The 15333-nt window shown below is 64.8% G+C and carries 15 protein-coding genes; 14 read left to right on the top strand and 1 reads right to left on the bottom strand.

Features of this window, described 5'->3' with window-relative positions; translation table 11 throughout:
• Positions 1-84 precede the first annotated feature (84 nt).
• The 10 genes from tolQ to GBJ34_RS17530 all read left to right on the top strand — a co-directional run bounded on the left by tolQ (position 85) and on the right by GBJ34_RS17530 (position 9914).
• Entirely contained in the window at positions 85-774 is a 690-nt protein-coding gene (tolQ, locus tag GBJ34_RS17575) for a protein TolQ (protein WP_404811450.1), read from the top strand.
• 3 nt (positions 775-777) lie between these two features.
• Positions 778-1278, top strand: coding sequence for a protein TolR (tolR, locus tag GBJ34_RS17570; RefSeq protein WP_151720505.1), 501 nt, complete (start codon positions 778-780; stop codon positions 1276-1278).
• 9 nt (positions 1279-1287) lie between these two features.
• On the top strand, positions 1288-2502 hold the full coding sequence (locus GBJ34_RS17565) for a cell envelope biogenesis protein TolA (RefSeq protein ID WP_151720504.1): 1215 nt from the start codon (positions 1288-1290) through the stop codon (positions 2500-2502).
• Positions 2499-2855, top strand: a complete 357-nt coding sequence (locus tag GBJ34_RS17560; protein WP_151720503.1) for a hypothetical protein — start codon at positions 2499-2501, stop codon at positions 2853-2855. Before GBJ34_RS17565 ends, GBJ34_RS17560 begins: the two co-directional genes overlap by 4 nt.
• A 203-nt stretch (positions 2856-3058) precedes the next feature.
• Positions 3059-4351 (top strand): Tol-Pal system beta propeller repeat protein TolB, encoded by a 1293-nt coding sequence (tolB, locus tag GBJ34_RS17555; protein ID WP_226341257.1) that lies wholly within the window; start codon positions 3059-3061, stop codon positions 4349-4351.
• A 150-nt stretch (positions 4352-4501) separates the two neighbouring features.
• A complete protein-coding gene (pal, locus tag GBJ34_RS17550) occupies positions 4502-5029 on the top strand; it encodes a peptidoglycan-associated lipoprotein Pal (RefSeq protein ID WP_151720501.1) in 528 nt (175 codons plus the stop codon).
• A 4-nt stretch (positions 5030-5033) separates the two neighbouring features.
• A complete protein-coding gene (gene ybgF, locus GBJ34_RS17545; RefSeq protein WP_151720500.1) occupies positions 5034-5852 on the top strand; it encodes a tol-pal system protein YbgF in 819 nt (272 codons plus the stop codon).
• On the top strand, positions 5849-7096 hold the full coding sequence (gene tilS / locus GBJ34_RS17540) for a tRNA lysidine(34) synthetase TilS (protein ID WP_151720499.1): 1248 nt from the start codon (positions 5849-5851) through the stop codon (positions 7094-7096). Before ybgF ends, tilS begins: the two co-directional genes overlap by 4 nt.
• A gap of 117 nt (positions 7097-7213) precedes the next feature.
• Positions 7214-9124, top strand: coding sequence for an ATP-dependent zinc metalloprotease FtsH (ftsH, locus tag GBJ34_RS17535; protein WP_151720498.1), 1911 nt, complete (start codon positions 7214-7216; stop codon positions 9122-9124).
• 7 nt (positions 9125-9131) lie between these two features.
• Positions 9132-9914 (top strand): methyltransferase domain-containing protein, encoded by a 783-nt coding sequence (locus GBJ34_RS17530; RefSeq protein WP_151720497.1) that lies wholly within the window; start codon positions 9132-9134, stop codon positions 9912-9914.
• Here the strand turns inward: GBJ34_RS17530 and GBJ34_RS17525 are convergent.
• Positions 9904-10824: a calcium-binding protein gene (locus GBJ34_RS17525; protein ID WP_151720496.1), complete on the bottom strand. Its 921-nt coding sequence runs from the start codon at positions 10822-10824 to the stop codon at positions 9904-9906. The genes GBJ34_RS17530 and GBJ34_RS17525 overlap by 11 nt on opposite strands.
• Before the next feature lie 195 nt (positions 10825-11019).
• Between GBJ34_RS17525 and GBJ34_RS17520 the strand changes: the two genes are divergently transcribed.
• From GBJ34_RS17520 to GBJ34_RS17505, 4 genes are all read left to right on the top strand, one after another.
• Entirely contained in the window at positions 11020-12696 is a 1677-nt protein-coding gene (locus GBJ34_RS17520) for a formate--tetrahydrofolate ligase (RefSeq protein WP_151720495.1), read from the top strand.
• An 87-nt stretch (positions 12697-12783) separates the two neighbouring features.
• Positions 12784-13083, top strand: a complete 300-nt coding sequence (locus GBJ34_RS17515; RefSeq protein ID WP_151720494.1) for a chorismate mutase — start codon at positions 12784-12786, stop codon at positions 13081-13083.
• A 97-nt stretch (positions 13084-13180) separates the two neighbouring features.
• Positions 13181-14071, top strand: a complete 891-nt coding sequence (gene folD, locus GBJ34_RS17510) for a bifunctional methylenetetrahydrofolate dehydrogenase/methenyltetrahydrofolate cyclohydrolase FolD (protein ID WP_151720493.1) — start codon at positions 13181-13183, stop codon at positions 14069-14071.
• Between the two features lie 171 nt (positions 14072-14242).
• Positions 14243-15052, top strand: a complete 810-nt coding sequence (locus tag GBJ34_RS17505; protein WP_151720492.1) for a LytTR family DNA-binding domain-containing protein — start codon at positions 14243-14245, stop codon at positions 15050-15052.
• Positions 15053-15333: the final 281 nt, after the last annotated feature.

Below are 15333 nucleotides of genomic sequence, written 5' to 3'. Positions count from 1 at the left end.
TTGGCAATCCCCCTCAAATCGCGATAGAATCGCTGCTAATAGCGGGTCGCTACGAACCCGGTGCAACGAGCAGGCGTATTGAACATGGAAACCGTCACGGCGGCGCAGGAACTCGATTTTTCCCTGCTGGCCCTTTTCGCGCGCGCGACCATCACCGTCAAACTGGTGATGATCGGGCTTCTGGTGATGTCGTTCTATTCCTGGGCGATCATCATTCGCAAGCATATCATGTATCGCATGGCCCGGGCCGAGGCCGCGGTCTTTGATCAGGCCTTCTGGTCGGGCGAGCCGCTGGACGAGCTGTTTGAAAAGATCGGACCGGCCCCCGAAGGCCAAAGCGAAAAGATCTTTGCCGCAGGCATGATCGAATGGCGCCGCAGCCACCGCGCCGATGGCGGACTGATTGCGGGCGCGCAATCGCGCATTGATCGCGCGATGGATGTGGCGATTGCCCGCGAAAGCGAGCAGCTGAATTCGGGCCTGTCTTTCCTTGCGACCGTCGGCTCCACCGCGCCCTTCATTGGATTGTTCGGCACCGTCTACGGCATCATGCACGCCTTTACCGAGATCGCGGCGACCAAGAACACCGACCTTGCCACCGTGGCCCCCGGCATCGCCGAGGCGCTGATGGCGACCGGCATCGGCCTTGTCGCCGCTATTCCGGCGGTGGTGTTCTACAACAAGCTCAATGCCGACAGCGAGCGTATCCTGGGCGGCTATGAGGCCTTTGCCGACGAGTTTGCCACCATCCTGTCGCGCCAGCTGGACGCCTGATCCATGGGCGCAGGGGTCGCAAAGAAATCGGGTGGCGGCGGACGTCGCGGGCGGCGTCGCGGCAATTCCTCGGCCATGGCCGACATCAACATCACGCCTTTCGTGGACGTGATGCTGGTGCTGTTGATCATCTTCATGGTTGCGGCCCCCATGCTGACCGTGGGCGTGCCGCTGAAGCTGCCGGAAACGGCGGCGGCCAGCCTGCCGACCGAGCAGGAAGAGCCGCTGACGATTTCGGTCTCTGCCGATGGCGGGCTGTTCATCATGTCGTCCGAGGTGGCCGAGAACGAGCTGATCCCGAAACTGGTGGCCGTGGCCGCCGAGCGCACCTCGAAAAAGGTGTTCATCCGCGCTGATGGCAGCGTCCCCTATGAGCGGGTGGCGCAGATCATGGGCGCGCTGAATGCCAATGGCTTCCGCGAGATCGGTTTGGTGACCGATGCCAATGGCCCGACCTTGGGCGGCGCACAGGGCGGGGCTGCGGCCCAGCCCAATGACGGCTGAGGCATCGCGATGATTTCGCTGCGGGATATGGACAAAAGCCTTGTCGCCTCCGGCACGGGACATGCCGCGCTGATCCTGTTCATTCTGTTCGGGGATATTGTTTTCGCGCCGACCCGGCAGGAGGTTTTGCCGCCGCCGGGCATGGATGTGGACGTGATCTCGTCTGATGCCTTCGGCACGGCAGGCGATCCCGACTCGCTCAGCGGGTCCGAACCGGCCCCTGCCGAGGAAAGCCCGGCCAGCAGCGCGCCTGACAGTTCTCCCGCGCCGCCAAGCCGGCCGGAACCCGTTGCCCAGCCGGAGCCCACGCCGCAACCCGAAGCACAGCCGCAACCGGAACAGGTGGTGCAGCCCGAGCCGCAGCCGCAGCCAGAACCGACCCCCGAACCCGAGCCGCAGCCGATTCCGGTGGCACCGACCCCGCAGCCCACCACGCTGGCACCGCGCGAATCGCGGATCCCGCAGCGGCGGCCCACGCCGCGCGTGGCCGATACCCCTTCCGAGCCGCCGCCCGAAACCGTGGCAGAGGCCGAAGAGGCCCGCCCTGAGGTCACCGATACGCCCACCGAACAGGTGACCGAGGAGCCGGTGCAGGAAGCCGCCGCCCCGGAAGAGGCGCAGGCTCAGCCCGAGCCTGAGCAGGTCGAGGCCGATCAGACTGCTGCGCCGAAATCCTCGCGCAAGCCGCAGCGCCGCCCGACGCCGCCTGCGCGCCCTGCGCCCACGCAAACCGCCAATTCCTCCAACGCGGATACCAGCGCCACCGATGCGGCGCTGGCCGAGGCGATGGCAGGGACAGGTGCCGCCGACACGCCCGCCGAGACCCCGGCGACGCGTCCTGCGCAATCCGCCAATGCGGGCACCGGCAGCGGCAATGCCCCCCGTCGTGGCCTAACCGCCGATGGCCCGCCGATGAGCGCGGGCGAGATCGACGGGATGCGCGTGGCCGTTGAACGCTGCTGGAACGTCTCGGCGCTGTCGACCGAGGCGCAGCGCGCTGTCATCTCGGTCTATGTCACCATCGGGCAGGACAAAAAGCCGGTGGCAAGCTCGATCCAGCTGGCACGATCTGACGCGGGCGATGCCGCAACCCGTCAGGCCTTCGAGGCCGCACGCCGCGCCATCCTGCGCTGCGGCGCGCCGGGCTTCCCGCTGCCGGATGCGAAATACGAGACCTGGAAAGAGCTCGAACTGATCTTCGACAAGGGAAGGGTGGGCTTGTGATCCGCGCCGCATCCCTTGCCCTGATCGCCGGGTTTGTCGCCGTGCCGCTGCGGGCCGAGGTGTCCCCAACGGCACAGACTGCACAGGCGATTGCGCTATGCTGGAATACCGGCGGACTGTCGCAAGCCGCGCAGGCGCGTGCGGTCACCGTGGGCTTCCAGGTTGATTATGAAAACCGACCGTTGCCAGAAAGTGTGATGCTGATCGGGCTGTCCGATCCGGTCGCGGACGAGGCCTTTGCTGCCGCGCGCCGCGCCATCCTGCGATGCAGTGCCGAAGGCTTGCCGCTGAGTCACGATTTCGGGAGTGGTCCGATAGAGATCGTCTTCGATCCCGGCACCGGGCCGCAATAGCGGGTCGCGGGGCAAAGAACAGCCGGGATCGAACCCGGCCGGAACCGGGAAGGCCCTGCGCGGCTTGTCCCCAGTCAAAACCGGGGGAGGCCGCTTGCGGCTTTCCCCTTGTCAAAAAGAGTGATGCGGCCGAAGAGGCAGTCAGCCGCAGGAACAGGAACGAGGGTCAGATGCGCCGTCTCCGCCATATCTTCTCCGCCGCGATGGTCGCGGCAACGGTCGGCCTGCCGCTGACCGTCACCCCGGCCGAGGCCCGGCTGTCGATCACGCTGGGCAGCCCGGTGATCGAGCCGATGCCCTTTGCGCTTCCGTCCTTTGCCGATGAGGGCGGAGCCGGTGGCCTAGCCGCCGATATCGCCTCGGTCATCACCTCGGACCTGCAAGGCACGGGCATGTTCGAGCGCATCCCTGAAAGCGCCTATATCCAGCGCCTGCCGTCTTTCGATGCGGCGGTGTCCTATCCCGATTGGCAGGCGATCAACGCACAGGCGCTGATCACCGGCGCGGTGCAGGCGGGTGGTGGTCAGGTGGCGGTGAAGTTCTGCCTGCATGACGTCTTTGCCAATGGCACTATGGGCGAATGTATGCAATTCGCCGGCGATCAGGCCAGCTGGCGCCGTGTGGCCCACAAAGTGGCCGATGCCGTCTATAGCCGCATCACCGGCGAGTCGGGCTATTTCGACAGCCGCGTGGTCTTCGTGGCCGAAAGCGGCCCGAAGAACCAGCGCCAGAAGCGTCTGGCGGTGATGGATTATGATGGTGCAAATGTCAGCTACCTGACCGACAGCTCCTCCATCGTGCTGGCACCGCGCTTCTCGCCGACCGGCGACCGGATCCTGTTCACCTCCTATTCCACCGGCTTTCCGCAGATCTATCTGATGGATGTGGCCAGCCTGAAGATCCGTGGCCTGGGCGAAACCCCCGGCACCATGACCTTTGCACCGCGCTTTTCGCCCGATGGCAGCCGCGTGGTATTCAGCCTGGAACGCGGCGGCAATTCTGACATCTATGTGCTGGATATCGGTTCGGGCAATCTGACCCAGTTGACCGATGCGCCCTCGATCGAGACTGCGCCCTCATTCAGCCCCGATGGCAGCCAGATCGTGTTCGAATCCGACCGCTCCGGCGGGCAGCAGCTTTATGTCATGTCCGCATCGGGCGGCGAGCCGCGCCGGATTTCCGGCGGGGCCGGGCGCTACGGCACCCCGGTCTGGAGCCCGCGCGGTGACTACATCGCCTTCACCAAGCAAAATCAGGGCCGCTTCCATATCGGTGTGATGCTGTCGGATGGCACGGAAGAAAAGCTGCTGACCTCGTCCTATCTGGATGAAGGCCCGACTTGGGCCCCGAATGGCCGGGTGATCATGTTCACCCGCCAGCCCCCGGGCGAGGGCAACCCGGAACTGTGGACGGTGGACACCACCGGCCGCGTGCTGCGTCCGGTGAAAAACGGCACGGCCTCGTCCGACCCGGCTTGGTCGCCGCTGCTGCCCTGACCCCGATGTGATGCGCCGCCGATTCCCCCGGCGGCGCAAAGCTGTTACAGATAGCAAGATGGCCTGTCGCACCGACACATGGTTTCCGGCTGGCACAAGCTTTCCGACCGGCGCAAGATCCGGCGCGAGTGGACAAAGAAGGACAAGAACATGGCGTATTTGACGAAAGCCCTGCTGATTACGGTGACCGCGCTTGGTCTTGCGGCCTGTAAGAACCCCGACCGTTATGGCGCAGGCGGCGCGGGCGGTGCCGGTGGTTATGGCGCGGGCGGCGTGAATGGCGCGGGCCTTGGCGGTGCCAATGATCCGACCTCCATCGCCTATTTCCAGCAGACGCTGGGCGACCGTGTGCTGTTTGCCGTTGACCAATCCACCGTTTCGGCCGAGGCGCAGCAGATCCTGCAGCGTCAGGCGCAATGGCTGCAGCAAAATTCGGATTACGCCATCATCATCGAAGGCCATGCCGATGAGCAGGGCACCCGCGAATATAACCTCGCCCTTGGCGCGCGTCGGGCAAGCTCGGTTCAGAACTATCTGATCGCGCAAGGCATTTCGCCCAACCGTATGCGCACCGTGTCTTATGGCAAGGAACGCCCGATCGAGGTTTGCGCGCAGGAAGCCTGCTTTGCCAAGAACCGTCGCGCGGTGACCGTGCTGTCGATGGGCTCGGGGGCCTGATCCGATGCGGGGCAGCGTCATTGCGCTGGTGCTTTGTCTCGTGCCCGGGGGCCTGTTCGCGCAGGACCGGGCGCAGACGATTGCCGATATCAAGGCCGAGCTTGCCGCGCTGAACGGGCAGTTCAACAGCCTCAAGCAAGAGCTGGTCAGCTCTGGCGCGATCAACAGCGGGGCGGCGGGCGGCAATGCGTTGCAACGCCTTGACGCCATCGAGGCCGCGCTGATGCGGCTGACCGCGCAGACCGAACAGGTCGAGCTGCGGGTGAATCGCGTGGTGACCGACGGCACCAACCGTGTCGGCGATCTTGAATTTCGTGTGACCGAGCTGGAGGGCGGCGATGTCGGCGCCCTGCCGCCGACGCAGCCTCTGGGTGGCACCGCCGCGCCGAGCGTTGCCCCGACCGCCAATCCCGCCCCCACCTCCGGGGGAGCCGAGCTTGCCATCGGCGAACAGGAGAGCTTTGACCGGGCCAAGGGGGTGCTCGGTCAAGGTGACTTTCGTGCCGCCGCGCAAGAGTTTGATACCTTTGCCAAGGCCTATCCGGGCAGCCCCTTGATGCAAGAAGCGCTGATCCTGAAGGGGGATGCGCTGAAGCAATCGGGGGACGGTGCCAATGCGGCGCGGGCCTATCTGGATGCGTTTTCGGGCCAGCCCGAAGGCGCGAAAGCGGGCGAGGCGCTGGTGCGGCTGGGTCAATCGCTGGCCGGCCTTGGCCAGATCCCCGAGGCCTGTGTGACCTTGCAAGAGGTCGGCATCCGCTTCCCCGGATCTGCCGCTGCGGGCGAGGCATCGGGTGCGCTTGCAGGGCTGGCCTGCCAGTGACCGATCCTTGGCCGGGCGATGCGGCCCTGCTGCTGGCCTTGCGTCAGGCAATTTCAAAGGCGCAGCCCGCAAGGTCTGCGCCTTTCGACATCGGCGTGGCCGTATCAGGTGGCGGCGATTCGATGGCGCTGCTGCATTTGCTGCATCGCGCGGGGTATCGCTGCCATGCGGTCACGGTGGATCATGGCTTGCGTCCCGAGGCTGCGGCAGAGGCTGCGCAGGTCGCTGCGGTCTGCGCCGGGCTTGGCATCCGGCATGACACGCTGCATTGGCAGGGGCAGGATGTGTCCGGCAATCTGATGGACCAGGCCCGCCGCGCCCGGCTGTCGTTGATGGCGGAATGGGCCCGGGCGCGGGGCCTCAGCGATATCGCGCTTGGCCATACCGTTGACGACAATGCCGAAAGTTTTCTGATGAACCTTGCCCGCGCGGCGGGGCTGGAGGGGCTGTCGGGAATGCGCGCCGATTGGGTTGCGCAGGGCATCCATTGGCATCGCCCTTTGCTCGGGCAGGGGCGCGAGGCGTTGCGCGACTATCTGCGCGGGCAGGGGATCGGTTGGATCGAGGATCCCTCCAATGAAAATGACCGCTTTACCCGGGTGAAAGCGCGCCGCGCCATGAAGGCGCTGCGCCCGCTTGGCATTACGGTCGCGCGTCTGGGGGACACGATCCAGAACCTTGCCGCCGCGCAAGCGGCGCTTCAGGCCGCAACCGCGCAGGCGGCGGCAATCTGCGGCGAACAGGCAGGTGCGCTGCAAATCCCGCTGGAGGCCTGCCGGGCCTGGCCCGAGGAGATTCGCCGCCGCCTGCTGATTGCCGCGATTCGATGGATGTCCGGCGCGGAGTATCCGCCGCGTGCGGCACAGATGCGGCACCTGATGCAGGCGCTGGATCAGGGGCGCGCCGCGACCCTCGGCGGGGTGCGCTTTCGCATCCGCGAGGGCGCGATCATCCTTACGCGTGAGCCGCGCGCGGTCATGCCCGCTCTGCCGCTTGGTCAGATCTGGGATCACCGCTGGCAGATCGACGGTCCGATGGGGCCGGGCCTGTCCGTCGCGGCATTGGGGGCATCAGGCCTTGCACAATGCCCGGATTGGCGCGCCCATGGATCGCGCGAGGCGCTGCTGACCAGCCCGGCAATCTGGCGCGAGGGACGGCTGATTGCCGCCCCAGTTGCCCGCAAAGAGGCGGATTGGCACGTCCGACTGCAACCTTCCTTCGGAATGTTCATCTTGGCGCATTGAACCCCCGCTCCATATGTCTATTTTAGACAGAACGCCGCGCGCATCCTGCGCGTGCGCGATCCTGCTTCCTGTGTCCGGCATTTTCGGGCGCACGGCACGTCACCAAGGAGTTCCCTCGTGGGTAACGCACGCAATATCGCTTTCTGGGTGGTGCTGTTTCTGTTGATCCTGACGCTGTTCCAGATGTTCAACGGCAACTCCACCACCACGGCTTCGCGCAACCTGTCCTATTCCGATTTCATCGCGCGCGTCGATCAGGGGCAGGTGCAAAGCGTGACGCTCGATGGCGAGCGGGTGATCGTGCGCGGCAAGGATGGCAATACCTATGGCACCATCAAACCAGATGGCGAGGAAATCACCGACCGTCTGATCGCCAAGGGCGTCGAGGTCCGGGCCGAGCCGCAACAGCAATCGGGCTTCATGAGCCTGATCTCGCTCTGGCTGCCCTTCATCGTGCTGATCGGCATCTGGATCTTCTTCATGAACCGGATGCAGGGCGGCGGCAAAGGCGGCGCGATGGGCTTTGGCAAATCGCGCGCCAAACTGCTGACGGAAAAGCATGGCCGCGTGACCTTTGACGATGTCGCCGGCATCGACGAGGCCAAGGAAGAGCTGGAAGAGATCGTGGAATTCCTGCGCAATCCGCAGAAATTCTCGCGTCTTGGCGGCAAGATCCCGAAAGGCGCGCTGCTGGTGGGCCCGCCCGGCACCGGCAAGACGCTGCTGGCCCGCGCCATTGCGGGTGAAGCAGGCGTGCCGTTCTTCACCATCTCGGGCTCTGATTTTGTCGAGATGTTCGTGGGCGTCGGTGCAAGCCGCGTGCGTGACATGTTCGAGCAGGCCAAGAAGAACGCGCCTTGCATCGTCTTCATCGACGAGATCGACGCGGTGGGCCGCGCGCGTGGCGTCGGCATCGGCGGCGGCAACGACGAGCGCGAACAGACCCTGAACCAGTTGCTGGTGGAGATGGACGGGTTCGAGGCCAATGAGGGCGTCATTATCGTGGCGGCCACCAACCGCAAGGATGTGCTGGACCCGGCGCTGCTGCGTCCCGGCCGCTTTGACCGTCAGATCCATGTGCCGAACCCTGATATCAAGGGCCGTGAAAAGATCCTGACCGTTCATGCCCGCAAGATCGTGCTGGGGCCGGATGTCGATCTGCGCACCATCGCGCGCGGCACCCCGGGTTTCTCGGGTGCCGACCTCATGAACCTCTGCAACGAGGCGGCGCTGATGGCCGCGCGTGTGGGCCGCCGCTTTGTCACCATGGATGATTTCGAGAATGCGAAGGACAAGGTGATGATGGGGGCGCAGCGCCGCTCCATGATCTTGACGCAGGACCAGAAGGAAAAGACCGCCTATCACGAGGCCGGCCACGCCATTGTCGGCATGGCGATGCCGAAATGCGATCCGGTCTACAAGGCCACGATCATCCCGCGCGGCGGTGCGCTTGGCATGGTTGTCAGCCTGCCGGAAATGGACCGCCTGCAATTCCACAAGGATGAGGGCAAGCAGAAGATCGCGATGACCATGGCAGGCAAGGCCGCCGAGATCATCAAATATGGCGAAGAGGGGGTCTCCTCCGGTCCGGTCGGCGATATCCAGCAGGCCTCCAGCCTGGCGCGTGCCATGGTGATGCGTTGGGGCATGTCGGACAAGGTTGGCAATATCGACTATGCCGAGGCCCATGAAGGCTATCAGGGCAATACCGCCGGCTTCTCTGTCAGCGCCCATACCAAGGAGCTGATCGAGGCCGAGGTGAAGGGCCTGATCGACGAGGGCTATGAGACCGCCTACCGCATCCTGACCGAACAGTCGGATCAGTTCGAGCGTCTGGCCAAGGGCCTTCTGGAATACGAGACCCTGACCGGCGACGAGATCCGCAAGGTCATCGCGGGTGAATCGCTCAATGGTGATGACGAGGGGGGCAGCACGCCCAGCGATGGTGGTTCCGTCATTGCGATCCCGAAGACCAAGCCGCGCGCGGCCAAGCCCGAAGGCGGGCTGGAGCCGGAGCCGATGGCCTGAGGCCGTCATGAACCGCAAGGTCAGCACGGACTGGAACCCCGAGGCTTATGCCCGGTTTCGCGGGGCGCGGTTGCGCCCCGCCCTTGATCTTCTGGCACAGGTCGGGGCGCTGCCCGCGGGCGATGTGGTGGATCTGGGTTGTGGCGATGGTGCCGTTGCGGCGGCTTTGCGCGCAGCCTTTCCCGACAGGCGGCTGATCGGCATCGATGCCTCGCCCGCCATGCTGGCAAAGGCACAGGGCTATGACGCACTGATCCAGGCTGACATTGCGGAATGGCAACCTGAGATACCGCCGGCCCTGATCTATTCCAATGCCGCGCTGCAATGGTTGCCCGATCATGACAGGCTGCTGCCGCACCTGGCGCGGATGGTGGCACCTGGTGGCGTGCTGGCGATCCAGATGCCCCGGCAATCCCTTGCACCCTCGCATCGGTTTCTGCGCGATATTGCGGCGGCCATGTATCCCGACCGTTTTGACTATTCCGCCTATGTCGCGCCGGTCGGGTCCCCCGCGGCCTATTGGCCGATCCTTGCGCCCTTGGGGGACCTGGATGTCTGGCAGACCAAATACCTGCAACGGCTGGAGCCCAGCCCGGATGCGCATCCGGTGCGCCGTTTCACCGAAGGTTCCGCCATGCGCGAGGTGCTGGACAAACTGACCCCGTCAGAGATGGCGGCTTTTGTCGCGGCCTATGATACTGCGTTGATGGCGGCCTATCCGTTATTGCCCGATGGAGCGGCGCTGTTCCCGTTCCGGCGGCTGTTCATGGTGCTGCGCGTCACAGGATGAAGTCACGCTCCTGCATATGCAGGCGGATATTGGTCAGCACGATCATGAAATCGGCGATGCGGTCGCCATTGACATCCAGCAGGATCCTTGTGTCGCCGCTGGGATGGAAGCCATAGCGCAATTGCCCGCGTGTGCCGTCAAAGGCCGCGCGGCCAATGAAGTCGATCTCGCCCAGGCCGGGGCGGCTGCCATTGGCATCCAGTGCCGAAAGGTCTATCTTGTCGCCCTCCCTGCGGCTGAAATCGCGGATGCGGTCGGCCCCGAAGCCGGAAACAGGGCTGCTCTCTGCAATATCCTTGAAAATGAAGCGGTCTGCCCCGCTGCCACCCGTCAGCGAATCGCTGCCACGCCCGCCGGTCAGCCGGTCCTTGCCGGCACCCCCGAACAGTGCATCCGTGCTGTCGCCGCCAAACAGGCTGTCATTGCCCCTGTCGCCATAGATCAGATCAGCCCCCTGATCGCCCAGCAGGCGGTCATCCCCTGTGCCGCCCCGCAACAGATCCGCCCCTGATCCACCATAGACCGTGTCATGGCCCGGCCCGGCATGGACGGCATCATGGCCACCCCGCGCCAGGATCAGATCGCCGCTGCCCGCCCCGCCGGTCATGGGGTCGCCGCGCAGCACCTCTGCCAGATCACCGCCCCGGATGGTATCGGCACCACGGCTGCCGATGATCTGCTCCAGGCTGCCGACAAGGCGCAGCTGGCTGGTGCCTGCGCTGCCCGCTGACAGTTCCACCAGGGTTTCCCGCAGCTTCAGCGTCGGGTCATAGCGGGTCTCGATGATGGCCGCGCTGTAGACTGCGCCGGAAAACACCAGCCGTTCCTGCGTGGCCCCGTGCAGTGTCACGCTGACGCTGCTGCCGACCACCGGCACAAGCCTGTCTGCGGTCAGGATACGGATCGCCATGGCGGGCCCCCTCCTCGGACATCAATTGTCTGAGCGTGTATCGTAGGCCGGGTTTGCAATGGATCAAGTATCGGAATGGTTGTGCAGCCCCTCTGCCTGCCGATATTTTGGCAGCCCATGTCGCATATGGCCCAATCCGCGCTTGCCTCCAGCCTATCCTCAGCGGCAAGACGGTCGAAAGACCGGGAGGATGACATGGCTTTCAGGACCGATATCGAGATCGCCCGCGCGGCGCAGAAGCTGCCGATCCAGCAGATCGGCATGAAACTTGGTATTCCGGCCGAGGATCTCGTGCCCTACGGCCATGACAAGGCCAAGGTCGGGCAGGCTTTCATCAAGGGGCTGGAGGGCCGCCCTGATGGCAAGCTGATCCTCGTGACCGCGATCAACCCCACGCCTGCGGGCGAGGGCAAGACCACGACAACGGTGGGGCTTGGTGACGGGCTGAACCGCATCGGCAAGCGCGCGGCGATCTGCATCCGCGAGGCAAGCCTTGGGCCGAATTTCGGCATGAAGGGTGGGGCTGCTGGTGGCGGCATGGCACAGATCGTGCCGATGGAGGAAATGAACCTTCACTTCACCGGCGACTTCCACGCCATCACCTCGGCGCATAACCTGCTGTCGGCGATGATCGACAACCATATCTACTGGGGCAACGATCTGGATATCGACGCGCGCCGCGTGGTCTGGCGCCGGGTCATGGATATGAATGATCGCGCGCTGCGCGATACCGTGGTCAGCCTTTGCGGCGTGTCCAATGGCTATCCGCGCCAGACCGGCTTCGACATCACCGTGGCCTCCGAGGTCATGGCGATCCTGTGCCTGTCGCGCGATCTGGATGACCTGCAAAGACGGTTGGGCGACATCGTCATCGGCTATCGCCGCGACAAGGCGCCGATCCATTGCCGCGATCTGAAGGCTGATGGCGCGATGACCGTGCTCTTGAAGGATGCGATGCAGCCCAATCTGGTGCAGACTCTGGAGAACAATCCCGCCTTCGTGCATGGCGGGCCGTTCGCCAATATCGCCCATGGCTGCAATTCGGTGATTGCGACAACCACGGCCTTGAAGCTGGCTGATTATGTGGTGACCGAGGCAGGCTTTGGCGCCGATCTGGGGGCAGAAAAGTTCTTTGATATCAAGTGCCGCAAGGCGGGTCTCAAACCCGCCGCCGCCGTGATCGTGGCGACGGTGCGGGCGATGAAGATGAATGGCGGTGTCGCCAAGGCCGATCTGGGGGTTGAGAATGTCGCGGTGGTGCAGGCAGGCTGCCCCAATCTGGGCCGTCATATCGAGAATGTAAAAAGCTTTGGCCTGCCGGTGGTGGTGGCGATCAACCACTTCCATTCCGACACGGAGGCCGAGGTGCAGGCGGTGAAGGATTACGCAGCGGGCCTTGGGGTGGAGGCGATCCTGTGTCGTCACTGGGCGGAAGGGTCGGCGGGGATCACCGATCTGGCGCAGAAGGTGGTTGCGCTGGCCGAATCCGGTCAGGCCGATTTCGCTCCGCTCTACCCCGATGCGATGCCGCTGTTCGACAAGATCGAAACCGTGGCCAAGCGCATCTATCACGCGGGCGAGGTGACTGCCGACAAGGCGATCCGCGATCAATTGGCGGCGTGGGAGGAGGCGGGCTATGGCGATCTGCCGGTCTGCATGGCCAAGACCCAATACAGTTTCTCGACCGATCCGAGCTTGCGCGGCGCGCCGTCTGGCCATGTCGTGCCGGTGCGCGAAGTGCGGCTTTCGGCCGGGGCGGGTTTCATCGTGGCAATCTGCGGCGAGATCATGACCATGCCCGGCCTGCCGCGCGTGCCAAGCGCCGAAACCATTCGCCTCAATGCAGCAGGCCAGATTGAAGGGTTGTTCTGACGAATGCTGACGGACCCCTCTCTTGCGCTTGGCCCGGCGAGGGGCTACCTCGCGGGCAAGCCGGATAGTGTGGATTTGGAGGTCGTGATGAAGGCGCCGCAAGATTGCCGGAACATGGCGGAACTGCGTGTCCAGATTGATGCGCTCGATCGGGAATTGGTCACGATGCTGGCGCGGCGCGTGACCTATATCGACCGCGCGGTCGAGCTGAAACCGGCCGAAGGTCTGCCCGCCCGCATCGATGAACGGGTGGAGGCGGTCGTCGCCAAAGTGCGCGCGACCGCGGGCGAGATCGGCTTTGACGCCGATCTGGCGGAGACGATCTGGCGGCGGATGATCGAATGGTCAATCGCCCGCGAAGAAGAGATTTTGGGCCCCAAGGCCTGAGGAAACCGGGATAGAGCCCGCAAAGACCCTGAACCCTTACGGCCTTTGACGGCCTGATCCTGCATGGCCTGACGATGGCCCCAGAACGGAGTGACCCATGACCGCAACGGTAATTGACGGTAAGGCTTTCGCGGCGCGGGTCCGGGCCGAGGTGGCGGCGCATGTGGCGCGGCTGCGCGAGGAAAGCGGCGTGCAGCCCGGCCTTGCCGTGGTTCTGGTGGGCGAGGATCCGGCAAGCCAAGTCTATGTCGCCTCCAAGGGCAAGCAAACGGTCGAGGTCGGCATGGCCTCGTTCGAGCACAGGCTGGATGCCAGCACCTCCGAGGCGGATCTGCTGGCGCTGATCGCGCGGCTGAATGCTGACCCATCCGTGCATGGCATTTTGGTGCAACTGCCGCTGCCTGCGCATCTGAATGCGGAACTGGTCATCAACAGCATCGATCCCGCCAAGGATGTGGACGGGTTCCACATCTCCAATGTCGGGCTGTTGGGCACCGGGCAGAAGGCCATGGTGCCCTGCACCCCGCTGGGCTGCCTGATGATGCTGCGTGACCATCACGGCAGCCTTGCGGGGATGAATGCGGTCGTCGTCGGGCGCTCCAACATCGTTGGCAAGCCGATGGCGCAGCTGCTGCTGGGCGAAAGCTGCACTGTGACCATCGCGCATAGCCGCACCCGCGATCTGGCCGAGATCTGCCGCCGCGCCGATATTCTGGTGGCCGCTGTGGGCCGCCCCGAGATGGTCAAGGGTGACTGGGTGAAGCCCGGCGCCACGGTGATCGATGTCGGCATCAACCGGGTGGAGCGGGACGGCAAGACCCGCCTTGTCGGTGATGTCGATTATGCAAGCGCCGCAAGCGTCGCCGGGGCGATCACCCCTGTCCCGGGCGGGGTGGGGCCGATGACCATCGCCTGCCTGCTGGCCAATACCGTCACCGCCTGCTGCCGCAGCCTTGGCCTGGCCGAACCCCAGGGCCTGACAGCCTGATCGGAGCCTGGATCCCGCCCCGTCGCGGGGGGAAAACCACGCCTGCCGCAATGCTGGCCCCCGCGGCAGGGCGCGGCCGTCCCTGACGGCCCGCGCGCCCCGGAAAATCTGCATTGCCTGATCCGGCCTTCCCGCATATCACAGGGGAAGATGTAATGGTTCTTCGGGCGTATGGCAGAATTTTTGGCGGTATTGAGAGCCGATCTCCGCAATCCGGTTCCCTATCTGTCCTGGGTGACGCTGAGCGTTGCGACCTCGATCGCTGGACCTTTCGGCAGCTACGTCATGCTGTCCTTTTCCGAGCGTTTGCTGTTCTGGACCATCTTTGTCGGTATTGGCATGGTGGTGGGCGTCACGGTGCGGGCCGTGGTGCATTCGGTGTTCGGGCTGACCGATTTCCGTCGTGGCGCGGTGCTGATTGCGGCGATTTGTGGCGTGACGATGTCCTGGCCCATGCACGCCTTTGGGGTGTCGATGTTCCCGGTGGGGCACCCGGTCTTTGTGGCATCGCTGCTGGATGTCGCGCTGTTCATCTTTGCCATTTCGCTCACGATCGGGGCATTTCGTCACTCGCTGGAGCCGGCACCGCAAGCCGCCCTGCCTGTGCCGCAGCAGCCTGAGGTGGTGGTGGCCATTCCCGCCGACTGCCCCGGCTGGCCTCGCATCGTCACGCGGCTGGACCCGGAGGTGCAGGGCCGGCTGGTGGCGCTGATGGTGCGGGATCACTATGTTGATGTGGTGACCACGGCCGGGCGCGGCAGCGTGTTGATCCGGCTGGCCGATGCCATTGCCGAAGCCGCGGGAGAGCCGGGTGACCAGATCCACCGATCGCATTGGGTGGCCTGGTGGGCGGTGAAGGGGATCGAGCGCGAGGCGGGCAAAACCTGGGTCCGGCTGTGCCCGGAATTGCGCCTGCCGGTCAGCAAGACCCATCTCGGCAAGCTGGAAGATCGCGATCCCGACCGGATGGCGGCGGAATAGCCGCCGCGAAAGCCTTCATCCGACCGAGATGCGCGAAGCGGTCGCCAATCCTGGTCGCGGTGTTCGCCCGAACCTCCGCATTCTTTCCTGATCTTTGACTTGCTGCTCGGGGGCCTAAGACCTTCTGGCGGCACGTCCAATCCTCCGGCTGAGAGGTGTCGACCATCTGGCGCACGCGGCCCTCTTGCTTTGCTGATTGTCCAAATACTCCGGGGGTCCGGGGGCTGGCCCCCGGGCGGCAAGTGGCAGGCGCGGCTGCCTGGCCCGGGGGGGGGGGCCCC

It is taken from the genome of Gemmobacter serpentinus (genome assembly GCF_008973825.1).
Classification (GTDB): domain Bacteria; phylum Pseudomonadota; class Alphaproteobacteria; order Rhodobacterales; family Rhodobacteraceae; genus Gemmobacter; species Gemmobacter serpentinus.
The sequence above is the reverse complement of the archived record's forward strand: the minus strand, read 5'-3'. Positions and strand labels throughout refer to the sequence as shown.